We start from the raw sequence: 25,218 nt of genomic DNA, 5'->3' as shown, positions 1-25,218 counted from the left end.
CGCTCGTCATTCAAACTTTAGAAGAAAAATATGTCGCGCTGATGACAGCGCTGTGAAGATTGAGCGCGGATATGTGTCTAAACATTGCGCTCCATGCGACTGACATTTTGCCGACATTGGTTTGACAAATCCACCTGCAATAGTAAGTTCAACATTTTAGAAATTAAGAGCAAATCATTATGGCTCGATCGATTCACCTGAAGAAACAAAACATGATTCGCACAATTATTTTGATTACCACTGGGACGATCGCTGCTTTATTTGCCTTTGCTTATTGGTACGTTTTTGTTGAAGGTGCGCCACAGCTTGATGCACCTGCTGCCGAAGTGCAACTGCCGGATGGATTGCGCTTTCAGCTTCAAAGTTTCAACAGTCAAGCAATGGGAACGCAGCGGCAATACGGCGTGATTTTGCCACCCGGATATGCTCAGCATCTCGATCGCCGCTATCCGGTGATTTTTCTGCTGCACGGTGGACATGATGACGCCCGTGCCTATGCCGATAAGTATGGCATCGTGCCGCTTCTTGACCAGCTTTACCACAGCGATAAGCTGCCACCTTCGATCGTGATTACGCCGGATGGCAACGACGATCGCGGGTCGAGTCCGCTGTTTGATCCGCAATATTTCGACGGAGAAAATGGCAAGGTGGGAACGCTGATCGGGTCGGAACTGGTGCAGGTGGTGAAATCGCGCTATCGCACAATGGAATCTCCGCAGTTTTGGGCGATCGGCGGCATTTCTTCAGGCGGTTGGGGTGCGTTGAATATTGGCTTGCGGCATCTGAATCACTTCAGCGTCATGTTTAGCCACAGCGGTTATTTCACAGATAACAGCGGAGCGCAAAATAGCCCTCAAACTTTTATCGGGCAGTTGCCACCGCAGCAGCTTCAGCAAGTGCGAATTTATCTGGATGCGGGACGCAACGATACCGATTTTGTTGCTTCAACGCAGCAGTTTCACCAGCGGTTAAATCAGCTTGATATTCCAAACGAGTTCAACATTTTTCCAGGCGGACATGGATTATCGGGCGCAGACATCGGCTGGAATTATTTCCACAAACATCTCAACGATTCTTTAACTTATGTTGGCGAACAGTTCAAGCAGCGAATGCAAAACTAAAGTTGTCAATCGATTGGCAAAAAAGCGAATGCTCGATCGAAATTCGCGATTTGAACAAGCCCGATCGCAACGAGGTTCCATACGTGATCACTTCTCGCGCAACACGCATTCAACTGGGGATGGTGGCACTGCTGACGGCGATCGTCGGCGTGGTGAATTTGCTTTCTGCCGTTACGCCGAGCTTGGGCGATCGCGTCCGCTGGCTGCGGCAGTTTTATCCGTTTGAGGTGCGGGCGGGCGGACATTTATTTGCAGCAATTAGCGGCTTTTTGCTGCTGACGCTGGCCGCGAATCTGCTCAGGCGTAAGCGCGTCGCTTGGCTGCTGGCGATCGCACTGCTGCTGGTTTCGCTGGTCAGCCATTTGCTCAAAGGGCTGGACTATGAGGAAGGCTTGCTGTCGGCAATGTTGCTGGTGCAGCTTTGGTGGATGCGCGATCTGTTTACCGCTCAGTCCGATCGCCCCTCGATCGCGCAGGGCATTCGCGCGTTCATCGCAGCGCTGCTGTTTACGCTGGCCTACGGCACGATCGGCTTTTACCTGCTCGATCGCCAATACTCGATCAATTTCAGCTTAACGGATGCGATCGGTCAAACTTTGGCGATGTTCTTCACCGACGATCAAGCGGGATTGCAGCCGACAACGCGCTTTGGACGATTTTTTGCCGACTCGATCTACATCATCGGAACCGTCACGATCGCCTATGCCGTGCTGATGATTTTGCGTCCCGTTTTGGTGCGATCGCAGCCGACAGTAACCGAACGTCAGCGCGTTCAGGCGATTGTTGAGCAGTATGGGCGATCGTCCCTCGCTCGATTTTTGCTGTTTGACGACAAAGCGTATTACTTCAGTCCGTCTGGCCGCAGCGTGATTGGCTATGTGGCAAAGGGGCGCGGCGCGATCGCACTGGGCGATCCAATTGGGCCAGCAGACGATCGCCAAGAAGCGATCATCGGCTTTCGCGAATTTTGCGCCCGCAACGATTGGTACCCCGCTTTTTATCAAACCTTGCCGGACGATGTGCCGCTGTATCGATCGCTCGGCCTTGACACGCTGCAAATTGGCGAAGAAGCGATCGTCGATCTCAAAACTTTTACGCTCGAAGGAAAGGCAGGACGCAATCTGCGAACGGCGATCAACAAGCTCACCAAAGCTGGATTTCGCTTTGAGCTACAGGAGCCGCCAATTTCGGGTGAACTGCTGCGCGAGTTGCGATCGGTCAGTGACGAGTGGCTGCAAATGGTCAGCGGGTCAGAGAAGAAGTTTTCGATCGGCTGGTTTGACGACGACTATTTGCGAAACTGCGAGGTTGCTTTGATCCGAACGCCCACAGGCCAGGTCAGCGCGTTTGCCAACCTCATCTCCGAATATCAACTGAACGACATCACGATCGACCTGATGCGCCGTCGCCAAGAAATTGAAAACGGCACGATGGATTTTCTCTTCCTCTCGCTGTTTCAACACTACAAACAGCAGGGATACGACGGGTTCAACCTCGGCCTGTCGGCACTGTCGGGCGTCGGGGAAACGGCAAAATCGCGCCGCCTCGAACGAGGAATTCACTACCTCTACAATCACCTCAACCAGTTCTATAACTTTCAGGGACTGCACAGCTACAAAGACAAATTTCATCCCCGCTGGGAACCGCGCTATCTGATTTTTCCCAATCTGGTTGCGCTGCCGGACGTGGCGATCGCGCTGGTTCGCGCTGATTCTGGCGATCGCCTCCTAGACTATTTCAAACCTGGATCATGAACAAATCCGCCAGTCGTCTTGCTGCTGTCCTGCCTGCCCTGCTGGGAATCGGCTTGTTTGCTTTGTCGATTTGGGCACTGCACCAGGAGCTACAGCACTATCAACGATTCGACCTGCTGCAAAGCTTGCGATCGCTCCCCGCTGCCAAACTGCTGCTCGCCCTGACGCTGACCAAGCTGAACTATGTTGCAATTGCCACTTATGATTCGATCGCCGTGCGCTACGTTCGCCATCCACTGCCTTATCGACAAACCGCACTGGTGTCGGGAATCAGTACGGCTGTGGGCAACAGCGTTGGCTTTGCGCTGCTCAGCGGCAGTGCCATTCGCTATCGGCTCTACAGCGCTTGGGGACTGTCTGCCATGCAGATTGCCCGAATCATCGCGTTTAGTTCGCTCAGTTTTTGGCTGGGACTGTTTGCTGTTGCGGGCGGCGTTTTCACAATTTTGCCGCCACCGATTCCTGCCACGCTAAATTTGCCGCTGCGATCGGCACGATCGATCGGCGTTTTATTTGTCGCGATCATTGCGGTCTATCTGTTGTGGAATCTGGTCAGCCGTAGACCGATTCGGCTCGGTCGCTTCACTTTGCCGCATGTCCCCATCCAGCTAGCGATCGCCCAAATTGCTGTTGCTGCTGTGGACTGGTCGCTGGCCGCCTCGGTTCTCTATGTGCTGTTGCCCGTCTCGCCTACCTACAGCAGCTACTTGGGAATTTTCCTGCTAGCGCAAATTGCTGGCGTGATCAGCAATGTTCCCGGCGGGCTGGGTGTGTTTGAAACGGTCGTGATTTTGATGCTGTCGCACTCGATTTCCACGCCTGCGCTGTTCGGCTCGCTGATTGCCTACCGAGGCATTTATTATTTGCTGCCGCTGGCGATCGCGACGCTGCTGCTTGGCGGCTATGAGCTGCGGACGCGAATGATTGTGAAGCGCAGTTAAAGCGATCGATTTCACTGAATCAATCTTTGTTTTGAAATCTCTATTAGCGCAAAAGAAGCGGAGAATTTATTAAGTTTTTATTAATTCTATCGACAGGTTCGCGCACAGTTCAAGCGATCGATCGTTGCAGCTTTACCAAGTTTCTGAAAAGTAAGCGGTTAGTTCACGAAATCTTTTTAAAACAGCGTGTCTTAAGGGTAAAAACCTCATAGAATCTCCGTAAATTCTCCCACTATAATAAATTGTCTCTGTATTAGAGATAAATCAAGTCCGATTGTGTGCACTGCCAGGTGTCTTGATGAGTAACCTAAACGATCGCCCCCGTTGCGCTACAAACGCCATAGCTTCTATTCGTAAACCTGCGGAAGTTGCTACTGCAATATTGCCAGTGAGCCATAGCAGCGTTTTTGCACAACTTGTTTATCAAATCTCAGTTTTGCTGAAGGTAGGTTGGCTGAAGTGTCGCCATCTGATTGCAGTTGGCAGCGACTCTACGCGAAACAGCATGAACCCTCGCTTCATTCGCTTGCCCAACAGCGGTAACGCGCTTTCCGATTGGCTTAGCTTTTCTGTTTTTGATTTCTCAAGCCAGACAATCAGTTGTATTTCTGCTGCTGCAAAAACGTCCCAAGCGCTTCATCATTCAGGTCAAGCTCTCAATCTTACCGCGATCGCTGCGGTGGATGAGCGTCAAGTTTTGGCTAGCGCTTTGGTGAGCGATCGAGCGAGTCATCGTGCCAATAATCGCGAAAGCGATTTTGCTTGCGATCCGCTTGCTGTCGAGACTTTATTGAGCTACCTGCCAAAAATTCGGCGCATATCGACGCTTCTGATGCCTCACATGGCTCATCGTCATTCGCCCAAGCTTGCCAGCAATCTGGCTGACTTCTAAAGGAGATTTGTGCCCCAAAATTGTTTCTATTCTTTCACAATTACTTAGCACCAACAGGGATCAAAAATCAACAGGATAAGTAACGAAAGAATAAGTAACAAAACAAGTCAAGAGTCAGCAAAAGTAAAAGCGAATTTTATAATACGAGCATATAAAAAGACCTGATGCAAACAAGCTGAGCACAGGTCAGCTTGAGAATTCGCTTTAGTGCGCGATCGATTTCGATCGCCTGGTTTTCGTTTGTCTAATTCACGTATTAGTATCAGGAAACCCATCGAAATGAGTTCATCTTCAATTGTATTTATTGATTCTGGAATCGCAGACGAGCAAAGCTTGATAGCTGCGATCAATCCTCGTTCAGATATCGTTCTTCTTGATCCCCGTCGAGACGCGATTACTCAAATCACGGATACACTGGCTCAAAAAGCCAATATCAGCAGTCTTCACATTGTTTCTCATGGTCGTGAAGGTGGTTTCACGCTGGGGCAAACTCGTTACGATGCAGAGGCGATCGCTGGCAGAACTGAAGAGATAGCAAGCTGGTCGAAGGCGCTAGCAGAAGATGCTGATTTGCTCTTCTACGGATGCAATGTTGCCGCTGGTGAATCTGGAATTGATTTCGTCAACTACTTCAGTCATTTAACTGGAGCCGACGTTGCTGCTTCTGATGACTTCACAGGCCATTCTTCACTGGGGGGAGATTGGGATCTAGAAGTCAAAACGGGTGAAATTGAATCTAGCCTGGCGATCGATCTTGCAGCAGTCGAAGCATTCAAGGCAGTACTGCCTGACCTGAGCACTTTGAACTGGACATCGGCGACGAACGGCTGGGGACCTGTGGAGCGCAATCGAGCCAATGGTGAACAAGCCGCAGGTGATGGCGGCGTCCTCACGCTCAATGGCGTCACCTATGCTAGCGGTCTGGGTGTTCATGCCAATTCCGACATCACTTACGCCCTCGGCGGCAACTACACTCGCTTCATCTCTGACATCGGTGTAGACGATGCGGTGGGTGACAACGGCAGAGTCGTCTTCCAAGTGTGGGCAGATGGCACACGGCTGTTTGACAGCGGCCTCATGCGCGGTTCGACAGCAACTCGCACAGTCGATCTTGACCTGACGGGACGACAGTCGTTGCGCTTGGTGGTGACCGACGGCGGCAACGGTATTGGTTTTGATCATGGCAACTGGGCAGGAGCGCGGCTAATTCCTGCTTCCGGCACGCCCACGCCCACACCCACGCCCACACCCACGCCCACACCCACACCCACGCCCACGCCCACACCATCAGCGTCTGTGGCTTTGAGCAGCCTCAACTGGACATCGGCGACGAACGGCTGGGGACCTGTGGAGCGCAATCGAGCCAATGGCGAACAAGCCGCAGGTGATGGCGGCGTCCTCACGCTCAATGGCGTCACCTATGCTAGCGGTCTGGGTGTTCATGCCAATTCCGACATCACCTACGCCCTCGGCGGCAACTACACTCGCTTCATCTCTGACATCGGTGTGGACGATGCGATGGGTGACAACGGCAGCATAGCCTTCCAAGTGTGGGCAGATGGCACACGGCTGTTTGACAGCGGCCTCATGCGCGGTTCGACAGCAACTCGCACAGTCGATCTTGACCTGACGGGACGACAGTCGTTGCGCTTGGTGGTGACCGACGGCGGCAACGGTATTGGTTTTGATCATGGCAACTGGGCAGGAGCGCGGCTAATTCCTGCTTCCGGCACGCCCACGCCCACACCCACACCCACGCCCACACCCACACCCACGCCCACACCCACACCATCCGAAACGATCGCGCCCACCGCGACGCTTGCGGCTTCCGCGTTGAATGCGAGCCTTGCTGCTCCCTACACGTTTACCGTGACCTATGCGGATGCTTCGGCGGTGAACGTCGCCACGATCGATAGCGCGGATATTCGCGTCACTGGTCCGGACAGCTTCTCGCAGCTTGCCCAGTTTGTCAGCGTCACGCCCACCACAAACAGCAACTCCGTCACGGCGACTTATCGGCTCACCGCAGCGGATGGCATCTGGAACTGGAATGACCGGGGAACCTACACGGCAACCTTATTGTCCGGAGCGGTTCGCGATACGCTGGGCAACCGAACCACTGCCGATCTCTCACTCGGAACGTTCCAGGTCAACGTTGCCTCCACGATCGTGGTGGGAACCAACAGTTTCCAAGTCACAGAAGGCGGTGCTGTCCTCGTTCCCATTCAGCGAACAGGAGATACGACGGGCACTGCAACGATCAGTTACTACGCGGGCGGCAACACAACAGGCGTCGCGGGCGTCAACTACGTTGCCATTCCTTCGTCTACCCTGACCTTTGAGCCAGGAGAATCGCTGAAGAACATCACCGTGCAAACGCTAGATGATGGCGTGGCAGGCACCAATGTCAGTGTCAGTTTGCTGATTGAAAATCCGAGCGGAGCCGACCTTGGCCCATCGCGAACTTCGGCGATCGCCATTCGCGATCGAGTTGCCGCAACGTCGACCTATCTGAGCGATTTGCCTTGGACAACCGCAACGAACGGTTGGGGACCTGTCGAAAGAGATGAAAGCAATGGGGAAGCCGCACCTGGAGATGGCAGTCCGCTGACGCTCAACGGCACGGTCTACAGCAAAGGCTTGGGCGCTCACTCCAACTCACGAATCAGCTACAGCTTGGGAGGAGGCTATAACCGATTTACTGCCGCTGTTGGCGTGGATGATAGAGTGGGTCCGAACGGCTCAGTTGTCTTTCAGGTCGTGGCGGATGGCGAAGTGCTGTTTGATAGCGGCGTGATGACTGGCAGCAGTGCCACCCGATTGGTCAATGTGGATGTTTCCGGTAGACAATCCCTGACGCTGATCGTCAACGACGCGGGCGACGGTCTGAGTTTTGACCACGCAAACTGGGCAGACGCACAACTGATCGTTGGAGATGCGCCGCCCCCCCCACCCCCGCCCCCACCGCCAACAGGCGACACCATCCGTCGAGAATCAGTCTTCACCGGGCTTAATCAGCCCACCACGTTTGACTGGTCGCCCAACGGTCAACTGATGTTTATTGCACAGAAGGGAGGCGTCGTCAGGGTGGCTGGACCTGGTGGGCTTCAGGCGACTCCTTTCATTGACATCTCGTATCAAGTGAATGACGTTGCCGATCGCGGTTTGCTGGGGCTAGCAGTCGATCCCTTCTTCGGACAAGGCCGAGGTCGAGATTTTGTTTACCTGCTGTTCACCTACGATCCGCCCGAAACGCAGAACAGCAGCGGGCTGGCCGCTCCAGATGAATCCGGCAATCGTCCGGGTCGCCTGATTCGAGTTACGGCCAATCCAGCTACGAACTACACGACAGCGCTGCCCAACAGCGAAGTCATCCTGCTGGGTCGAAACAGCCTTTGGCAGTACACGAGCCGTCCTGATGTTGACAGCACGGCCAATTTCACGACTCTCCCGTCGGGCATCGTGAATGGCTCAAGCATCACAGCACCCGCATCTTTGATTGAAGATCCAGACAGCGCCAACATTGGTCGAGACTATCAGTCCACTGACAGTGACTTCGATCGAAACAACAACATTCGAGACTACATCTCAGGCGACAGCACCAGCCACAGCATCGGACAAATCAAATTTGGACTCGATGGCTCTTTGTTTGTCTCAATTGGTGATGGAACTTCGTACAACGGCGTTGATGCGCGCACCATTCGGGTACATGATGTCGATAACCTATCGGGTAAGCTGCTGCGAATCGATCCGCTCACGGGGCGCGGCTTGTCAGATAATCCGTTCTTTAACGGCAATCCAGACAGCAACCGCTCGAAAGTCTGGAATTCAGGATTGCGTAATCCCTTCCGGTTCACCATCCAACCGGGCACAGGCACTCCGTATATCGCGGACGTGGGCTGGACAACATGGGAGGAAATCAACGTCGGTACAAGGGGTGCAAACTTCGGATGGCCGTACTTTGAAGGAGCTTTCCAAAACAGCAGGTACAGAGCTTTGCCACAAGCTGAAGACTTCTACCGCAATGGACAAGCGACCACCCCGCTCCTGGTTCGCAACCATGATGCGGCTCAAAACCCAGATGGAATTGGCGCGACTGCTTGGATCATGGGTGATTTCTACACCGGAAATACGCTGCCTGCCGCGTATAACGGTGCATTGTTCTACAACGATGTGGGTCAAGGAACGGTCTATACAACGTTCTTGAATGCGGATGGAACCGTTCGATCGACTCAGGTTGTTGATAGCTTGCAATACATCGTTGACATGGAAACCGGACCCGATGGCTACCTATACTACGCCAGCCTTTATGGTGGTGAAGTTGGACGGTGGGAACCTGCTTAATTGATTCTTGAAGTGTGAATGGGCAGAAGATCTAGCGAGGGCGAAAACTCATCACTGACTCAAGTGTTTGATTCACTTCTAGTCATTCTGCTCACCAACACTTCAATGCAGTTAAGCTGCTAATCGGAATCCAAAGTTAGGGCGTTGTTCCGACCGCATGATCCTCTCCCGCCCTCCTTAATAAGGAGGGAGCCAAACCGCTCCTGCTAGAGCTGTTAAAGCATGTCCTAACTTCAAGACCTAGCGCTGCTACATGGACAGCGCTAGGTTTCATTATTTTCTAGCCGGAAAGATTGAATGCTGTCCTGCGATCGCTCCCGATCGATTCAGCAGATTTTGGCTTAGATTGTATGCTACTGAAGATGAGTTTATGCTGCTGGAAACAGGCGACCTGTCCACGACAAAGACGAAATACGATGTTAAGAATTGAAGGGTTACATAAGCGGTTTGGCGATCGATTGGTTCTGCGGAATTTATCGCTGCACATTGCTCCGGGAGAAATTTATGGTTTGCTAGGTGCCAATGGAGCCGGAAAAACCACAACGATCAACATTATTTGCAATTTACTCAAAGCCGATCGCGGCTCGATCGCTATCAACAATCAGCTTGTTTCTGAACAAACCAAACCGCTAATTGGTATTGCTCCGCAAGAAAATTTGCTCTACAAAACGCTAAGCTGTCGCGAAAATTTGCAGTTTTTTGGCAGAATTTACGGCTTGCGGGGCGATCGTCTCCAGCAACAGGTGCAGCGCTGTTTGGAAGCAGTGCATCTGCTCGATCGCGCTTCCAGTCCGGTTGAAACGCTCAGCGGCGGAATGCAGCGGCGGCTCAATATTGCGGTTGCGCTCGTTCATCAGCCAAAACTGGTCATTCTCGATGAACCGACAACCGGACTCGACATCGAAGCGCGGTATGAAGTTTGGGATCTGATTCGTCAGCTTCAAAAGCAGGGAATTACTGTTTTGCTGACGACTCACCTGCTAGATGAAGCGGAACGGCTATCTAATCGAATTGGCATTTTAAAAAGTGGGCAAATTGTTGCGGAAGGATCGATCGATCAGCTTCGTCAGCGCATTGCCGCACAAGAAATTGTTGTTGTCCAAACGCCTGAGCCGGAGAATGCGATCGCCCGTGCTCAATCGTTCCACTGGCAGCATCGCTACTACGGCAGCGATCTGGCCTTTTGGCTACCGGAATCGCTGGAGCTAAAAGAAATTTTGGAGCGGTTTGACGGCGTGAAGCTGGACTCGATCGCTCGTCAACCTGTTCGCCTCGAACATATCTACGTCGAGGTAACGCAATCGTAAGGGCACGGCGTGCCATGCCCTTAAAAAAATTCAACCTTTGCTTAGTCGAATATGTTCCATGATTTGCTGGCGGCGATCGGATGAGATCGTCGGATTTGCGGCAGCCTTGGTGACGTAATCTCCAGAACTGCGGGCGAGATGTTCCATGATGCGCTGTTTGCGGCTGTCGTTGCTTGCCATGATCGGACTCAATCAGTACATCTTTATTGTGTGTAGATTTTGCAACATTTGCCACCTATCTCAGGGCTGTCGCTGACTGGAAAGGCTGTCACTTACTGAGAAGCGTTGAGATGCCGCTGAAGCAGGCCAACAACGACAGCAGGCAGTTCGAGGTGCGGTAAAACGCCAGAGTCGGAAATCACGTCGAACGTCTGCACGGCTTTTGGATTCAGAGCGGCCAAGCGGCGACCTTGATCAACAGTGCCAAAGCGCGATTTTTCGCCCCAAACGATCGCCGTCGGCACATGCAGTTGATTCATATAGAGCGACAGATCAAAGCACAGATCGCCCCGCAGTGAAGACAGTGCGGCATATTCAGCGTTCATTTGCAGGGCAGAAGCGAGATAGGCCTGCACGATTTCGTCTGTGAGGCGCGATCGATCGGCAAACAAAAATTGCTCAAGAAAGTTTCGCACGGCGGCTTCGTTCGCGGCGCCAACCGAGTAAATGAAGCGATCGAGGAAGGGAATTTTGGCAATCTGAGCGGGAATGCCGCGCCCATAGTCGATGCCGAAATCGCCGTAGCCAGAAGGCGAAACGAGAAATAGCGACTTGAATAAGTTCGGCTTTTGGATGGCGAGGCGGATGGTGAGTCCCGCTGTGAGTGAGGAGGCTATCACGATCGCGCTTTCGCCCAAACTCTCAATGAATTCTGCGATCACCTGAAAGTAATCTTCGGGCTGGTAGTCCCTTACGGGATGTGTGGATTGTCCCCAGCCGATTAAATCTGGAGCAACGATCGAATAGTCGGCGGCAAAGGCGGGATAAACTTTTGACCATTCATAGGCTGAGGAGCCGCCACCTAAGCTGTGTAGAAAAATTAAGGGCGGGCGATCGCGCAGCGCTCCCGACACGGTATCGAGCGGGGTGTTCCAAAAGTCTCGATCGCTGGTGTAGTAGGCGAGGACGCCAAGAGAGGTGGAGGTGGCGCGTTGAACGAAGCCAGGCGGTTGAAATTGCAGCATGGAGAGGGCGATCGAAATCAAACTTCTCTAGGCTACTGTGGCGAATTAGGATTCGGTAGATGGATTTTTTAGGGTGAAGATTACCTCTGATTTTCTGAACCAGTAGAGGCTAGGGTGAGGTTTAACAGGAGTGATCCTCCCCAACCCTCCTTACTAAGGAGGGAGCCGAACTGCTCAAAGTCCGGGTTCTCAAGGGGAATTGAGGGGGGAGCGATCGCTCAGTCAATGTGGTCTTGGCATCGGTCGGTCGTCCGCGTCCCTCGCTTTCGAGCCTCCTGCCTTTTCTGCGTTTTCCTCATTCCTCCTTTGTGCCGTAGAGGAGGCCGAACTTGACCAGGCCGCGATCGTAGCCGCGCTGCATCAATCCCAGCGATAGGGCGGCCTGAATCGTTGTCCAACCGGATTGCAGTAAGCCCCAAATTGCAGACGGGGTGAGGGCAGAATCAATGACGACGTTCCAAAAGGGAGCGACGGCTTGTGACCAGTCGGCTGTGCGAATGTCGGCAAATCCGATCGAGCGGGCGATCGCTTCGTACTGCGGCAGCGAGATCACGTAGGGGAGACAGTAGACGCGGTAGATGTCGTTGAGGTGGTTTTGTTCGTCGGCAGTGAGCGGGGCTTGGTCGATCGATCGGTGACACCAAGTTGCCATCAGAAATGTGCCGCCCGGTTTGAGGACGCGATAGCACTCTTGCAGAAAGCGGGCTTTGTCTGGCATATGTTCGCCGCTTTCGAGCGACCAGACGAAATCAAAGCTGTTGTCGGCAAAGGGCGTGTTGAGCGCGTCGGCAACAAGGAACTGAGTGCGATCGCTCAGGTTGGCGGTGCGGGCGCGATCGATTGCGCGGTTGGCCTGCACAGGACTGAGAGTGATTCCCGTTGCGCGGGCGTTGAATTTTTCGGCAAGGTAGAGCGAACTGCCGCCGATGCCGCAGCCAACATCGAGAATGTTTTCAGCCTGGGAAACGTTTCCCCAAGCCAGCAGTTCTTCAATTAAATCAATTTGGGCTTGGCGGCGGTCTTTGCGATCGCTTCCGGTTGCGCCGTAGTAGCCGTGATGCATGTGTTCACCCCAAATCTGTTCCCACAGGCCAGAGGAGGCATCGTAGAATTCACGGATTTGCTGTTGCAAAGAAGCGGTCATCACAGGGTAATCTCAGAAAATATTCTTGCAAAATTCTAGCTGATGACCGTTTCTCGAACGATTTGTCTGGGATTTTTGGCTGTGATTGCGATCGGAACGCTGCTCTTGCTGCTGCCCGGAGCCACCAGCAGCGGCGACTGGAACGATCCGATCGTGGCGCTCTTTACGTCAACTTCGGCGGTTTGCGTAACGGGGCACATCATTGTTGATACCGGAACTTATTTTTCGGACTGGGGGCATGTTGTCATTGCCGCTCTTGTGCAAATTGGCGGCTTGGGCTACATGACGGCAACGACATTTCTGCTGCTGCTGCTGGGTCGCAGGTTTGGGCTGCGCGATAAGGTGGCCGTTCAGCAAGCGCTCGATCGCCCCGGACTCGAAGGCGTTTCACAAGTGATTCAGTCCATCATCGCGACAACGCTGCTGTTTGAGTTGACGGGCGCACTTTTGATGATCCCAGTGTTTTTGCCAGATCACGATTTCGGTCGAGCGGTGTGGCTAGCTCTTTTTCACAGCATTACAGCTTGGAACAATGCGGGCTTTAGCTTGTTCTCCGATAATTTGGTCGGCTACCAGTCTTCATGGCTGATCAATCTGGTAATTCCCGGTTTGATTATTTTTGGCGGCATCGGCTATGAGGCGATTTTTGAGATGTATCTGTGGCTGCGATCGCGACTTCACCGAGGCAAGCAGCCATCGATCGAGCGACCTGTACTCTCGCTCAATTTCAAAGTTGCCGTCAGCACCACGCTGGTTCTACTGGTGCTTGGCACGATCGGATTGTTTCTCACTGAAGTCAACAATCCCGGTACGCTTGCCCCGCTCGATCCGGTAACGCGCCTGTTGACCGCGTGGTTTGCCGCAGTGACGCCGCGCACAGCCGGATTCAACACGATCAATGTCGGTGAAATGACAACGGCAGGCTTGTTCATTTCGATCGCGCTCATGTTCATCGGCGGCAGTCCGGGCAGCACAGCGGGCGGCATCAAAACCACGACCTTGCGGGTTCTCACGCGCAGTACGGTTGCCGTCTTGCGCGGACAGGAAACGGTGCAGATCTACGAGCGCCAACTGCCGATCCCTGTTATTCTCAAAGCGATCGCCGTCGCCGTCGGGTCGATCATCACGCTGATTGTCATGACCGGACTGATCACCATTTCTGATCCGCAGCTAGACTTTATTCAAATTCTGTTTGAAGTGGTTTCGGCGTTTTGTACGGTCGGGCTGTCTACGGGCATTACGGCAGGTCTGTCGGTTTTTGCCAAACTAGTGCTGGTGGCAACAATGTATATCGGTCGGGTGGGCGTGCTGCTGCTGATCGGTGCGCTGTTGGGCGATCCCAAGCCAACCGTCATCCGCTTTCCTCAGGAAAATCTGCTGGTTGGTTAAAGCTGTTTTGGCAAGCGCGATCGCTGCTAGTTTAAAGACCGAGGCTTAGATTGAACGTTTGCTTGCAGTTGCTCGATATCCTCGGAGAAAATTCGTGAACCTGTCTTCTTTAGGCTTTTTTGGCAGTCTACGCAGCACCCGACCGAGCAAGCAGTTTGCGGTCATCGGATTGGGGCGATTTGGCCGTGCGGTCTGCCAAACGCTGCACAATTCCGGCTTTGAGGTCATGGGAATCGATTCAGACGAAAAGCGCGTCGCCCAATTGCTCAGCGACAACTTAGCCGTGCGAGCGATCGAACTCGATTCAACTGACCCTGCCGCCCTCAAAGAAGCAGGCGTCTTTGAATTCAACACGATCATCGTGGCGATCGGCAACTATGTGGAAGAAAGCGTAATTACAACGCTCAATCTTAAAGATGGCGGCGTGGAACATGTCGTTGCTAAAGCCTCGTCGCAAATTCATGAAAAGCTGCTCAAAAAAGTCGGAGCCGATCTGGTCATCTTTCCAGAACACCAAGCAGGCTGCGAACTGGCACGATCGCTCACACAGCCCAACATTCTCGATCGCTTCGATCTTGACCCGGAAAACAGCATTGTCGAACTGCTGGTTCCCGAAGCGTTTGACGGCAAAACGATCGCCGAACTGCAACTGCGTAACAAATACGACCTGACGCTGCTGGCCGTCAGCTATGATGGTCGCTTCACAATTAATCCGCTACCAAGTCGGCGGCTGCGTCGCGGCGAAGCGATCGTCGTGATCGGCTCGAATCAAGGACTTGGCGCACTTCCTACGTGAGAATTTCCATGCGCGTGATTGGCTTGATCAGCGGCACCTCGGTAGACGGCATTGACGCAGCGCTTGTTGAAATCAGCGGCACAACTCACGATTTGCAAGCTCAACTGATTGCTGCTCAGACTTATCCCTATCCTGCCGATTTGCGCGATCGCATTCTTGCGGTCGCAGGTGGAGCCTCGCTTTCCCTCGCTGATTTTGCCGCTTTGGATGACGAGATTGCGGCAGTTTTTGCGGAGGCGGCGATTGCCTTAGCCGCTAATCAGCCATCCGTCGATCTGATTGGCTCACACGGCCAAACGGTTTTTCATCATCCCCGTTCGAGCGACCACTCTCTAGCTTATAGTGTCCAACTGGGTCGCGGAGCCGCGATCGCCCGCCTCACTCAGATTCCGACAGTCAGCAACTTTCGCGCCGCTGACATTGCAGTGGGCGGCGAAGGTGCGCCAATGGTGTCGCCCGTCGATGCCTGCTTGCTGACGCATCCCACGCTCGATCGGGCGGTGCAAAACATCGGCGGCATCGGCAATGTCACCTATCTGCCTGCCGATCGCAGCCAAGTCCTCGGTTGGGATACGGGTCCTGGCAATTCGCTTCTCGATCTCGCTGTCCAGCAGCTATCGGATGGAACTCAGCGATACGATCGCGATGGCGCATGGGCAGCCAGCGGCCAGCCTGACCTGGAACTGGTCGATCGCTGGCTGGGTCACGACTTTTTTCAAGCGCCACCGCCCAAATCGACCGGACGCGAATTGTTTGGCGCGGATTACCTACGCGATCGACTGGCCGAAGCCCATGACCTTGATTCGGCTGACATTCTCGCCACGCTGACGGAACTTACCGCCGCTTCGATCGCTCATAGTTACGAGAACTTTTTGCCTCGGTTGCCAGATCAAGTGTTGCTCTGCGGCGGCGGCAGTCACAACCGCTACTTGCGATCGCGCCTTCAGGCACGATTTCAAGCAACGGTGCTTACGACGGATGAGGCCGGATTGAATGCGGATTTTAAGGAAGCGATCGCGTTTGCCGTCCTTGCCTATTGGCATCAACTCGGCATCCCCGGTAATCTTCCGGAGGTGACAGGTGCAGCGAAAGCCATGATTCTGGGGGAAAGCTACATACCGAGTCGCCAGTTCTCTAGGTAATACTGATGAAAGATAATTCAGCGTCTTTCGATCGGCCTTGGGCGAATAAGATATCAGGAATGGCTATTGTGTCTCACTCTTTTCTTTTGGAAGCAGGCCGCTGGACGCTGCAAGGAAGCTGGCTCGATCGCGATGGCCTGCCTGTCACCGTCAAAGGCAAAATCCTGGTGGCCTGGAGTCGCGACGGCTGGTATACGATGGTGACAAAGCTAATGTTTCCCACGATCGATCGCCCCGAAGTTTCTTTTCAATATCGCGGACGCCTCAATCCGGGTGAGCGCCAATACACTTTTGTTTTGCAACATAGTGAACTGGGTCGCGTCGAAGGTGAAGGCTGGATCGCGCCCGAATCGATCGTACAGCGCTACTGGGTTTTGGGCGATCGTCAGCGTCGAACCGGATTTGAAACGCTCCATCGCCTCGACACTCACAAATATTGCTTGTCCAGCAGCATCATGTCCGGCCACTATCTCAGCAGCACGATGGAAGCGATCGTCGAACGTCACGAAGCTTAATCGCGCCGCACTCAGCGATCGCTATCCTGAGAAAGCAGTTTTTCCGTTATATGTGTGGCTCACCGCAATCCGACTCCGACTGTTGATTTGATTATTGAACTGAGCGATCGATCGCAGGCGGCGATCGTCCTTATTGAGCGGCGCAATGAGCCTTTCGGCTGGGCGCTTCCCGGTGGCTTTGTTGATTATGGCGAATCAGTTGAAACCGCTGCCAAACGCGAAGCGCAAGAAGAAACAGGCTTGGAAGTCAAGCTGGTTGAGCAGTTTCACGTATATTCTGATCCCGATCGCGACCCGCGCCAGCACACGCTCAGCGTTGTCTTTCTTGCCACTGCCAGCGGCACACCTCAAGCAGGCGACGATGCCCAGAGCGTGCAAGTGTTTGAACTCGACCAACTGCCGACGAACTTGTGCTTTGACCACGATTCCATTTTGCGCGACTATCAACACTATCGCGCCACTGGTCATCGTCCTGCGCTTGGATAATTCACATGAGTCGCACTGTCATTCACACTGAACAAGCTCCTGCCCCCGTCGGGCCATACAGTCAAGCGATCGCTGCTGGGTCGTTTCTTTTTGTTTCAGGTCAAATTCCGCTTGATCCTCAGACGGGCGCGATCGTCAGCGCAGAAGTGAGTCAGCAAACCGAGCAGGCGATCGCCAACCTCGTCGCGGTTTTGCAGGCAGCAGGCGCATCGATCGCAGATGTGGTTAAAACCACTGTCTATCTTGCGGATCTGAACGATTTCAACGCCATGAACGTTGTCTATGCCCGCTGGTTTGACGAGGCAACTGCGCCCGCTCGCGCCTGTGTGGAAGTCGCTCGCCTGCCCAAAGATGTGCGGGTCGAAATTGACTGCATCGCCGTTTTGCCATCGTAAATCGTTCTGAGCGGGCACATTCGCGCTCGATCGTCCGTCAAGCCATTCGTTGTTCACAGGCAGCAGCGATGTCATTTCGTTTGAACTCAGCCCAAAGCCTCAAGGTGCGATCGAATCCTGTTCGGCTGAACGACCGACTGGGAGACGATCACAAGCTGTATCAGTTCAACCTGAAGCAGCGCAGCAGCTTGAATCTCAAACTGCGTAGCTTGGGCGCAAATGCGGATGTGGAACTGATTCAAGACCGCGATCGCGATGGACGTGCAGAGCTTGGCGAAACCGTTGCCAGTTCGCGATCGGCCAGCGGTTTAGACGCGATCGACATCCAGGGTTTATCCGCAGGAACATATTTCCTTCGCGTGCTGCCCAAGAGCGACGACGCGATGCGCTATCGGCTTCAGGTTGCCGCCACACGCACAAATAAAGTCAGCGAAGCTTATGAAATCGTGCAGCGCACCAATGCGTTTCGCGAGTCAAAAGGGTTGCCTGCGCTCGCGGTGAATACGCAACTGACGCAGGCGGCTCACGCGTATGCTCGCAGTTTGGCGATCGACGACAACTGGAGCCACACCGGAAAAGACGGCTCCTCCCCCTGGGATCGCATTAAAGCGGCAGGCTATGACTTTTCACAAGCTGCCGAAAATCTGGCAGCGGGACACACTACAGCCGAAAGCGCCATGCGCGGCTGGATCAACAGTCCCGGCCATCGCGCTAACATGCTGGCCTATCAGGTGCAGGAAATTGGCGTTGGCTATTTTGTCCTCAAGCCTGATCCTGGACGGTTCACATTTAGTTCCTACTGGTCGCAGTCGATGGGCACACCGATCGATGTCCGCGTCATCCCCAACGTCCCCGATAACGGACGCAACGGCTAGCCTTCCAGCATTTGCAGACGATAGAGGCTGGCATACAGTCCACTCAGGTTCAGCAGTTCCTCGTGCGTGCCAGATTCAACAAGCTGGCCTTGCTTGAGAACCAGGATGCGATCGACATTGCGAATGGTCGAAAGTCGGTGCGCGATGATGATCGCCGTTCGGCCTTCCAGCAGTCGCTCTAGCGCTTCTTGAATCAGCGATTCCGTTCCGACATCGAGATTGGCCGTTGCTTCATCAAGGACGAGAATCGGCGGATTCCGCACGGCAGCGCGAGCAAACGCCAAAAGCTGCTTTTGCCCGCCAGATAAATTCGTGCCGCGTTCGCGCAGTTCCGTGTTATATCCTTGGGGTAGCTGCTCGATAAACTGAGCAACGTTGGTTTGTTCGGCAGCGTGGCGAATTTGCTCGATCGAATAATCCTCCCCCAGCGCAATATTGCTTTTCACATCTCCCGCAAACAAAAAGCCGTCCTGCAAAATCACCGTCAGGCGGCGACGCAGTTCCGCTTGGGGGAGGTCGCGAATATCCACGCCGTCGAGCAAGATTCGCCCTTTCGTCGTTTCATATAGCCGACACAGCAAGCGAATAATCGAACTTTTTCCGGCTCCTGTCGGGCCAACCAGCGCAACTTTTTCACCCGGACGAATCGTGAAATCTAAATTTTTCAACACATATTCATTGGGTTTGTAGCCAAACCAAACTTGCTCAAAGCGAATTTCGCCCGGACGATTTGGAGTGTCGGAAATTGACAGGCGGAAGTCGGCAGGATCGCGAATTTCGATCGGTTCGTTGAGAATATCACCCACTCGCTCTAGCGCAGTAAATCCCGCTTGAATGGACGTGAATTTTTCTGCAAATTGACGCAGCGGATTGAACAGTCGCTGACCAAACAAAATAAATGAAGCGAGCGTTCCAAAGGTGATTTGATTTTGCGTGACGAGAACGCCGCCGAGCCAGAGAACACCACCGATCGCCACGAGCGACACCCACTCTAGCGTAGCGGAAACGGCAGAATCATAAAAAATGGTGCGATCGACTTCTTTGATGTATCGCAAATTGATTTTACGAAACAAATCAGCGTTGAACTGTTCACGTCGAAAAAGCTGCACGACGTTAATGCCGACAATGTTTTCTTGCAGCGTGGAATTGAGTGCTGATAATTCTTCTCTAGCGCGATAGTTGGCGCGGCGATAGCGCTGCTGAAACAAAATAATTAAAGCGGTAATTGGCAGCAGCATCAATACCAGCAAGAGCGCCAATTCCCACTGAAGCGTAAACATCACCACCACGATCGTCAGCATCGAAAAAAGATCGCTCAAAATGCCGATCGCGCCCGTTGAAAACACATCGCCCAATGCATCCACATCGCTGGTGAGCCGAGTGATCAGGCGACCGACCGGAGTGCGATCGAAAAACCGCACCGCTAACGACGTGACGTGATCAAACAAATCTGCGCGAATGCTGGCGGTGATTCGCTGGCCGACTTTTTGAATCAGAAAATTCTGCACCCCCGTCAGGGAAAGCTGCACCAAAATCGTCACCAGCAGCAGCCCCACCAAAAGATTGAGTCCCTGCGCCAAAGTTCGCCCCTGCAAAAATCCTACTGTCGGCTCACCCCGAATCAGCGAAATCGCCTGTCCCACCAAAATCGGCTGAATCGCATCCGAAAGCGAAAGTGGAATGAGCATGATCAGCGCGATCGCCAGCAGCCGAGTATTCTGCCGCGCATACGGAAACAGTCGCCGCAGCAGTCGCCAGTCGGTTTCACGCAGTCGAGATTTTTCGCGAATGGAATCAGAGGTCATAGCGGTCAACTGGAGGCGGGTTGCAAACAGGAGAGCCTTCTATTTTGGCATTGCGAGCGCCCCTTGCTGAATCCTCCATCAGCACGATGATCGCCGTTTTGTTCCCTGGTTCCCGCTGATAGACAGATTTTTGATTGGACTAGCGATCGCCTTTTTTTGAAACCTTCCGGAATCAGGAAAAGCGCCAGTCTACGTGAATTTGCGGCGGCAAATGTTTGGAACGACGCAGCAGCAGTTGATACAGGACACTGGCACAGTTGACAAAGTCGAACGGAACTGCACCCTAAGGCGCGATCGCCAGCAAATAATCAAAACATCACCAGAGCAATTCTACTGAAACGTTTTGAAGCTTCAATTGCTCTACTTCATCTGCCCTAGCCATCACTGACAGGTTATTCGCTATGAAATCTTCTCTTCGTCGTTCGATCGCTGCCATCGCTGCTACTGCCACTGCCGCTGCGGGTTCGATCGCCACGCTAACCCCCGCTTTGGCCGCCACGTTTGGACAGCGCGAAGTCGATCAAAATAAATTCGTTGCGGTTGCGGCTCCATATGGACAATCGCAACATCAGCTTCTTGTGCTCGAACAAGTTTCTAATGCTCGTCAGTGCTGGAGCGAGTCGGGCAATAATCCGGTTCAGGTGGAACCGCTGCTGCTCAACTTTGACTTTACGGGCATCTGTGGTCGCAGCACCGACAGCAACGGCTACTCAATTCGCATGAATGGCGAAGACTTGGGCTTGCGCTACAGCCTGCGCGTCGTCAACCGCAACGGTGACTTGGTGCTGGTGGGTGCGCCGGACAATCGCAGCCAGCCGACACTCGAAATCGGTCGCGCCAACGGAACCATTCCGGGTTTCGCCAAAATCAACCTCAATCCCGGCTGGCGCTTTACCAAGCGGACGTTTGGCGATCGCACCCTCGGCCATGTCTACCTCACCTATGACGGTGCTGCTCCGACGCCGACGCCCAGCCCAACCCCAACGCCCAACCCGACACCGACGCCCAACCCGACGCCGACCCCTAATCCCACACCGACCCCTAGCCCAACTCCGGTTCCCACGCCAACGCCGACGCCCGGCATCAGCTTCCGCGATGTTCAAGGCGACATTTATGCCAGCGAAATTCAGCAGGCAGTCAACAGCGGCTTTATTGCTGGCTTCTCGGAAGACAATACGTTCCGTCCGCAAGCGACCTTGACCCGTGAACAGTTGGTTTCGATGGTGATCGATGGTTTGCGCCAGTTGCCGCGCACGTCGCAAACAATTCCAGCGATCACAGTTCCATCTTCGGTGGCGCGATCGCCCTACCGTGATGTCAATGCTTCGCGCTGGAGTGCCGCCAAGATTCAAGTCGCTCGCGATCTCAACATCGTCAGCGGCTACCAAGACGGCTCGTTCCGTCCGGCTCAACCTGTCACCCGTGCAGAACTGATTGCCATCTTGCGCCGCGCTGCGATCTACGGTCAAACGTTGCAAGGTCGAAGCCAGCAGCTCAGCCCGACTCAGCAGGCGCGTTCCTTCTCAGATACGGCAAACCACTGGGCAAGCCAAGGCATCAGCGAAATGTCGGCTTATGGCGGTGTTGCTTCTCCTGTGAATGAAACGGGTACTAGCTTTGCACCCGACGCTCCGGCTCGCCGCAACTATGCTGCTGCCGCCACAATGCGGATGCTCAACGCCGTTCGCGCTGGACAGCCGACCGCTCAACTGTCCCCCCAGCAGCCCAATTCCGCTGAGCCTTGGGCAAACCTGCCTGTGGTGCGTCCTGCCGATCCGATCGTTGTGAACGTTCCCTAACCCGTGTGAACTTCTGTAGGGGCACGATGCGTCATGCCCCTACATCAACCGTTTCTACGATTCATCAAGAATGGCCGCAAAATCGAGCGGCGGCACGGTGCGATCGTCCAGCAGTTGATTAATCTGAGCGGCAGTTGCTTCACCCGAGCGCAACGCCGCTTCTACATTTGTGCCGCCGCACCAATCGCCACAGCACGCGATCGGCAGCGGATGCGTCGCCAACAAAGTCAAATCGGGACAGGCTCGCCGCACAAACGCATAGCGCCAGCGGTGAATCTGCAAAATTTCTGGCTGATTGAGCCAGGGCAGCAGGTTCGAGGCGCAATCGAGCAGGTGATTTGCGATCGCCTGCAAATCCTCAGCCTCCAAAAATCTGAGCGCAAATTCCGCGCTGCTGTGCAACACCATCACCGGAGCCGCAGAATTTTTGCGCTTGCTGCTGTCGATGCCAATCCAAGTCACATCGTCGTGATTCACCTCGATCGATCGCCAAGGCAAGCTTTCCACTTCAGCTTGATACTTGCGGTCATAAGTCGCGATCACCGTCAGGCACGGATCGAACTCAACCGATCGCACCTGAGTCAGCAAATCAGTCGGGGGAAACGCGATCGATTCAATCAGCGTGGCGGCCTGGGGAGCCGGAATCGCCAGCCCGATCGATCGCGCCTCAAACGCTTCGCCTGATTCGCAAGTCAGCCGCCAGCTTTCGCCCGCCGCCAGCTGAACGACGCGCAGGCTGTGGTGAATCTCAAGCTGGGTGGCGAGGGCTTTGGCGATCGCTGTCATGCCGTCTGCGGCTGCATAGCGCGGAGGAACGGCAGTCGAACCCAGTTCACCATTCAGTTGGTGTTCGGAATCCGTCCAAGCCTGAAGTAAATTGCGATCGCGCCCTGCTTGAATCAGTTCACCCGTTCGAGTGCCTTGCTCATCCAAAAAGCGAACGCCGTGATCTGCACAGGTGTTTGGCAGGCGGCGCGTGGCAAGCCGTCCACCCAGGCCGCGCGATTTTTCGATCAGGGCAACCTGATAGCCCGATCGCCTCAGTTGCTGAGCGCAAATCAAGCCTGACAAGCCTGCGCCGACAATGGCAACATCCAGCATTCTTTCAAATTCCCCCAATTACGCAGTGAGATGGAGTGCGAGCCAAAAAGCAAACTTCGGCCAGCTTTGCGACATGCCACACTTCACTGTACAGATTCATCCACCCTTGCTTCTACTTTCTCAACTGTGTGACTCCTGTGACGAGGCGATCGGTTTCGGGACGTGTCGGGCACATCATTCTTCACCCATACGGCCTGCAACCGCTAGAGTGAAAGAAACGCGATTAGAAATTGCATTGGAGCTTGAGCGGTGGAAAAGTCGAGACTTCCGATTCGATCGCTCACGCAATATCACGTCAAGCTGATTGCCGCCTTGCTGATGGTGCTCGATCACGTCGGCGCGATTTTATACCCGGATGTTGAAGGATTGCGGGTAATTGGCCGCTTGAGCTTTCCCCTGTTTGCCTGGCTGTTGACGCAAGGTGAAGCGCATACGCGCCACTTTGGGCGCTATGCATGGCGACTATTCATCTGGGGCTGTCTGTCGCAATATATCTACTGGCGGGCGTTTGGCGTACCGGGACAGTTGAATATTCTGTTTACGCTGCTGGTGGGGCTGCTGTGCCTGCGAGGGGCGCGAGTTGCTCCTGCATGGCAGGTGGCAATTTGGCTGGCGGGTGCAGGCGTCGCCACCGTCGCCAATATGGACTACTGGGGCTATGGAATCTTGATTATTGCGATGCTGGCGCAGTTTCAGCGGCATCTGCTGTGGTGGATTGGCTGGATTGGGCTGCATGTGATGTTGGCGATCGCGCTGCCCAACTTTGGCACATCTCAGTTTCCCGCCATTTTTGCCCCTTTGATCTTAATCTCGACAAGCGGACGACAAGGCGCAAAAGCACGCTGGTTCTATTTGTTCTACCCCGGACATCTGCTGATTTTGATTTTGATTCGCGCCTATCTTTCCTAAAGCAGATTCGATCGATCGCACCCGTCCGTAAAGATAGCCTTCATGCAAGTTGCTTTTGTTGCCGGAACCTATCAGCCCGATCGCTGCGGCGTCGCTCACTACACTGCTTGTTTACGCCATCAGCTTCAAGCCATTGCTGTTGAATCGATCGTGCTGACAACAACCGAACTGTTGAATTCAACTGCTGATCCGACGGTGAAACCTGTTGTGCAAGGTTGGCGACTGCGCGATTTGCCTGCGTTGGTGCGATCGATCCACATGAGCAATGCTGACCTACTGCACATTCAGCACGCAGCGGGAACCTATGGATTTGAGCGAGCCATTTTTCTGTTGCCCCTCCTCTTGCGGCTGAGCGGCTGGCGCAAACCGATCGTTACGACCGTGCATGAATATGGCTGGTGGGAATGGCAACCCAAAGGCATTCCGCTGCAATTGATTGAAAGTTTGAAGCAGTGGGGCCAAAAGCGCGGCTGGTGGGATCGCGAAGATGGCTTTTTGCTGACGGGCAGTGAGGCGATCGTCACCACAAACGCCGAAGCCGAAACCGTCCTGCTCGATCGACTCCCCGCCCTTCAACCCCGACTGCATCGGATTTCGATCGCGGCCAATGTTGAAGTTGCGCCGATCGATCGATCCACTGCACGGCGATCGATTCGCCAAAAATGCGGCTGGCCGGAGGAAGCGGAAGTTGTCGCGTTCTTTGGCTTTTTGCATCCTGTGAAAGGACTGGAAATCTTGCTGAATGCGTTTGCCGAAATTGCACCTCAGCAGCCACAGGCGCGATTGCTTTTGATTGGCGGTGTCGAAAGTTTGGCGTTGCGAGGTGTAGAGGCGGCAGCATATTGGGACAAATTGGCGGCGATCGTCTCCGATTTGGACTTGGGCGATCGGGTTCATCTCACCGGATATTTGCCTGCGGCAGAAGCGTCTCACTGTCTCAGCGGCTCGGATATTGGCGTTTTGCCGTTTCATCATGGCGTAACGCTCAAAAGCGGATCGCTGCTGGCACTGCTGGCGCATCATTTACCCACGATCGCCACCGTCTCGACCACGCCCGACCCAAACTTGGCGGCAAACGTGGTGCGGCAAATTCCGACTCGCGATCGATCGGCTTTGGCAGCGGCCTTGCTGGAATTGCTGACGAATCGAGCGTTGCGATCGCAGCTTGCCCAGCAAGGAGCAGCGTTCGTTGAGCCGTTTGGCTGGCCGTCGATCGGGCAGCAGCATCGAGACATTTATTTACGCTGTCTTAATAATTCAGCTCAGTTACAGCGCGATCGTGCGATCGTAGAAACAAGCGACCTCCTCAAGCTTTAAGA

The 25,218-nt window shown here is 54.0% G+C and carries 21 protein-coding genes; 16 read left to right on the top strand and 5 right to left on the bottom strand.

Going from position 1 to position 25,218, the window contains the following annotated elements:
- The first annotated feature begins 179 nt into the window (after positions 1-179).
- The 6 genes from H6F67_RS05060 (at position 180) to H6F67_RS05020 (ending at position 10,359) form a co-directional block, all read left to right on the top strand.
- A complete protein-coding gene (locus H6F67_RS05060; protein ID WP_242020504.1) occupies positions 180-1,121 on the top strand; it encodes an esterase family protein in 942 nt (313 codons plus the stop codon).
- 2 nt (positions 1,122-1,123) lie between these two features.
- Positions 1,124-2,875 (top strand): bifunctional lysylphosphatidylglycerol flippase/synthetase MprF, encoded by a 1,752-nt coding sequence (locus H6F67_RS05055; protein WP_242020503.1) that lies wholly within the window; start codon positions 1,124-1,126, stop codon positions 2,873-2,875.
- A complete protein-coding gene (locus H6F67_RS05050) occupies positions 2,872-3,816 on the top strand; it encodes a lysylphosphatidylglycerol synthase domain-containing protein (RefSeq protein ID WP_190763951.1) in 945 nt (314 codons plus the stop codon). Before H6F67_RS05055 ends, H6F67_RS05050 begins: the two co-directional genes overlap by 4 nt.
- 505 nt (positions 3,817-4,321) lie before the next feature.
- Complete coding sequence (locus H6F67_RS05045) at positions 4,322-4,708, top strand: hypothetical protein (protein WP_190763949.1); 387 nt, start codon at positions 4,322-4,324, stop codon at positions 4,706-4,708.
- A 279-nt stretch (positions 4,709-4,987) separates the two neighbouring features.
- Positions 4,988-9,052 (top strand): NPCBM/NEW2 domain-containing protein, encoded by a 4,065-nt coding sequence (locus H6F67_RS27280; protein WP_199304243.1) that lies wholly within the window; start codon positions 4,988-4,990, stop codon positions 9,050-9,052.
- 416 nt (positions 9,053-9,468) lie between these two features.
- Positions 9,469-10,359 carry an ABC transporter ATP-binding protein gene (locus tag H6F67_RS05020; RefSeq protein ID WP_190763947.1) on the top strand — a complete coding sequence of 297 codons (891 nt, stop codon included), beginning with the start codon at positions 9,469-9,471 and terminating at the stop codon, positions 10,357-10,359.
- A 30-nt stretch (positions 10,360-10,389) separates the two neighbouring features.
- On the opposite strand, the gene H6F67_RS05015 is transcribed toward H6F67_RS05020, so the two are convergent.
- The 3 genes from H6F67_RS05015 to H6F67_RS05005 all read right to left on the bottom strand — a co-directional run bounded on the left by H6F67_RS05015 (position 10,390) and on the right by H6F67_RS05005 (position 12,687).
- Positions 10,390-10,539, bottom strand: a complete 150-nt coding sequence (locus H6F67_RS05015; RefSeq protein WP_190763945.1) for a hypothetical protein — start codon at positions 10,537-10,539, stop codon at positions 10,390-10,392.
- Positions 10,540-10,631: 92 nt separating this feature from the next.
- Positions 10,632-11,543 carry an alpha/beta fold hydrolase gene (locus tag H6F67_RS05010; protein ID WP_190763943.1) on the bottom strand — a complete coding sequence of 304 codons (912 nt, stop codon included), beginning with the start codon at positions 11,541-11,543 and terminating at the stop codon, positions 10,632-10,634.
- A 295-nt stretch (positions 11,544-11,838) separates the two neighbouring features.
- A complete protein-coding gene (locus tag H6F67_RS05005; RefSeq protein WP_190763941.1) occupies positions 11,839-12,687 on the bottom strand; it encodes a methyltransferase domain-containing protein in 849 nt (282 codons plus the stop codon).
- Positions 12,688-12,729: 42 nt separating this feature from the next.
- Here H6F67_RS05005 and H6F67_RS05000 point away from each other — a divergent pair, with 42 nt between their 5' ends.
- The 7 genes from H6F67_RS05000 (at position 12,730) to H6F67_RS04970 (ending at position 18,285) form a co-directional block, all read left to right on the top strand.
- Entirely contained in the window at positions 12,730-14,076 is a 1,347-nt protein-coding gene (locus H6F67_RS05000; RefSeq protein WP_190763939.1) for a TrkH family potassium uptake protein, read from the top strand.
- A gap of 94 nt (positions 14,077-14,170) precedes the next feature.
- Complete coding sequence (locus tag H6F67_RS04995) at positions 14,171-14,872, top strand: NAD-binding protein (RefSeq protein ID WP_190763937.1); 702 nt, start codon at positions 14,171-14,173, stop codon at positions 14,870-14,872.
- Positions 14,873-14,880: 8 nt separating this feature from the next.
- The gene (locus tag H6F67_RS04990) at positions 14,881-16,014 is read left to right on the top strand and encodes an anhydro-N-acetylmuramic acid kinase (RefSeq protein WP_190763935.1); all 1,134 of its coding nucleotides are present in this window, start codon (positions 14,881-14,883) and stop codon (positions 16,012-16,014) included.
- A gap of 68 nt (positions 16,015-16,082) precedes the next feature.
- Positions 16,083-16,529: a hypothetical protein gene (locus H6F67_RS04985; protein WP_190763933.1), complete on the top strand. Its 447-nt coding sequence runs from the start codon at positions 16,083-16,085 to the stop codon at positions 16,527-16,529.
- 54 nt (positions 16,530-16,583) lie between these two features.
- On the top strand, positions 16,584-17,015 hold the full coding sequence (locus H6F67_RS04980) for an NUDIX domain-containing protein (protein WP_190763931.1): 432 nt from the start codon (positions 16,584-16,586) through the stop codon (positions 17,013-17,015).
- Positions 17,016-17,020: 5 nt separating this feature from the next.
- Entirely contained in the window at positions 17,021-17,410 is a 390-nt protein-coding gene (locus tag H6F67_RS04975) for a RidA family protein (protein WP_190763929.1), read from the top strand.
- A 68-nt stretch (positions 17,411-17,478) separates the two neighbouring features.
- Positions 17,479-18,285, top strand: coding sequence for a CAP domain-containing protein (locus H6F67_RS04970; protein ID WP_190763927.1), 807 nt, complete (start codon positions 17,479-17,481; stop codon positions 18,283-18,285).
- On the opposite strand, the gene H6F67_RS04965 is transcribed toward H6F67_RS04970, so the two are convergent.
- Positions 18,282-20,090, bottom strand: a complete 1,809-nt coding sequence (locus tag H6F67_RS04965) for an ABC transporter ATP-binding protein (RefSeq protein ID WP_190763925.1) — start codon at positions 20,088-20,090, stop codon at positions 18,282-18,284. The two genes, H6F67_RS04970 and H6F67_RS04965, sit on opposite strands and share 4 nt — an antisense overlap.
- 401 nt (positions 20,091-20,491) lie before the next feature.
- Between H6F67_RS04965 and H6F67_RS04960 the strand changes: the two genes are divergently transcribed.
- Entirely contained in the window at positions 20,492-21,889 is a 1,398-nt protein-coding gene (locus H6F67_RS04960; protein WP_190763923.1) for a DUF3747 domain-containing protein, read from the top strand.
- Between the two features lie 54 nt (positions 21,890-21,943).
- On the opposite strand, the gene H6F67_RS04955 is transcribed toward H6F67_RS04960, so the two are convergent.
- Positions 21,944-22,990, bottom strand: a complete 1,047-nt coding sequence (locus H6F67_RS04955; protein WP_190763921.1) for an NAD(P)/FAD-dependent oxidoreductase — start codon at positions 22,988-22,990, stop codon at positions 21,944-21,946.
- Between the two features lie 249 nt (positions 22,991-23,239).
- On the opposite strand from H6F67_RS04955, the gene H6F67_RS04950 reads away from it, so the two are divergent.
- Positions 23,240-23,899: a TraX family protein gene (locus H6F67_RS04950; RefSeq protein WP_199304240.1), complete on the top strand. Its 660-nt coding sequence runs from the start codon at positions 23,240-23,242 to the stop codon at positions 23,897-23,899.
- 42 nt (positions 23,900-23,941) lie between these two features.
- Positions 23,942-25,216 carry a glycosyltransferase gene (locus tag H6F67_RS04945; protein ID WP_190763919.1) on the top strand — a complete coding sequence of 425 codons (1,275 nt, stop codon included), beginning with the start codon at positions 23,942-23,944 and terminating at the stop codon, positions 25,214-25,216.
- The last annotated feature ends 2 nt before the right edge of the window (positions 25,217-25,218 follow it).

It is taken from the genome of Microcoleus sp. FACHB-1515 (assembly GCF_014696105.1).
GTDB lineage: Bacteria > Cyanobacteriota > Cyanobacteriia > Elainellales > Elainellaceae > JAAUTJ01.
Note: the sequence above shows the minus strand (reverse complement) of the source record. Positions and strands in the feature narration are given on the sequence as shown.

Excerpts from the sequence above, each read along its gene's own strand:
- H6F67_RS05060 (WP_242020504.1), top strand. The coding sequence starts at position 180 with ATGGCTCGATCGATTCACCTGAAGAAACAAAACATGATTCGCACAATT.
- H6F67_RS05050 (WP_190763951.1), top strand. The coding sequence starts at position 2,872 with ATGAACAAATCCGCCAGTCGTCTTGCTGCTGTCCTGCCTGCCCTGCTG.
- H6F67_RS05045 (WP_190763949.1), top strand. The coding sequence starts at position 4,322 with ATGAACCCTCGCTTCATTCGCTTGCCCAACAGCGGTAACGCGCTTTCC.
- H6F67_RS27280 (WP_199304243.1), top strand. The coding sequence starts at position 4,988 with ATGAGTTCATCTTCAATTGTATTTATTGATTCTGGAATCGCAGACGAG.
- H6F67_RS05020 (WP_190763947.1), top strand. The coding sequence starts at position 9,469 with ATGTTAAGAATTGAAGGGTTACATAAGCGGTTTGGCGATCGATTGGTT.
- H6F67_RS05015 (WP_190763945.1), bottom strand. The coding sequence starts at position 10,539 with ATGGCAAGCAACGACAGCCGCAAACAGCGCATCATGGAACATCTCGCC.
- H6F67_RS05010 (WP_190763943.1), bottom strand. The coding sequence starts at position 11,543 with ATGCTGCAATTTCAACCGCCTGGCTTCGTTCAACGCGCCACCTCCACC.
- H6F67_RS05005 (WP_190763941.1), bottom strand. The coding sequence starts at position 12,687 with ATGACCGCTTCTTTGCAACAGCAAATCCGTGAATTCTACGATGCCTCC.
- H6F67_RS05000 (WP_190763939.1), top strand. The coding sequence starts at position 12,730 with ATGACCGTTTCTCGAACGATTTGTCTGGGATTTTTGGCTGTGATTGCG.
- H6F67_RS04990 (WP_190763935.1), top strand. The coding sequence starts at position 14,881 with ATGCGCGTGATTGGCTTGATCAGCGGCACCTCGGTAGACGGCATTGAC.
- H6F67_RS04975 (WP_190763929.1), top strand. The coding sequence starts at position 17,021 with ATGAGTCGCACTGTCATTCACACTGAACAAGCTCCTGCCCCCGTCGGG.
- H6F67_RS04970 (WP_190763927.1), top strand. The coding sequence starts at position 17,479 with ATGTCATTTCGTTTGAACTCAGCCCAAAGCCTCAAGGTGCGATCGAAT.
- H6F67_RS04965 (WP_190763925.1), bottom strand. The coding sequence starts at position 20,090 with ATGACCTCTGATTCCATTCGCGAAAAATCTCGACTGCGTGAAACCGAC.
- H6F67_RS04960 (WP_190763923.1), top strand. The coding sequence starts at position 20,492 with ATGAAATCTTCTCTTCGTCGTTCGATCGCTGCCATCGCTGCTACTGCC.
- H6F67_RS04955 (WP_190763921.1), bottom strand. The coding sequence starts at position 22,990 with ATGCTGGATGTTGCCATTGTCGGCGCAGGCTTGTCAGGCTTGATTTGC.
- H6F67_RS04945 (WP_190763919.1), top strand. The coding sequence starts at position 23,942 with ATGCAAGTTGCTTTTGTTGCCGGAACCTATCAGCCCGATCGCTGCGGC.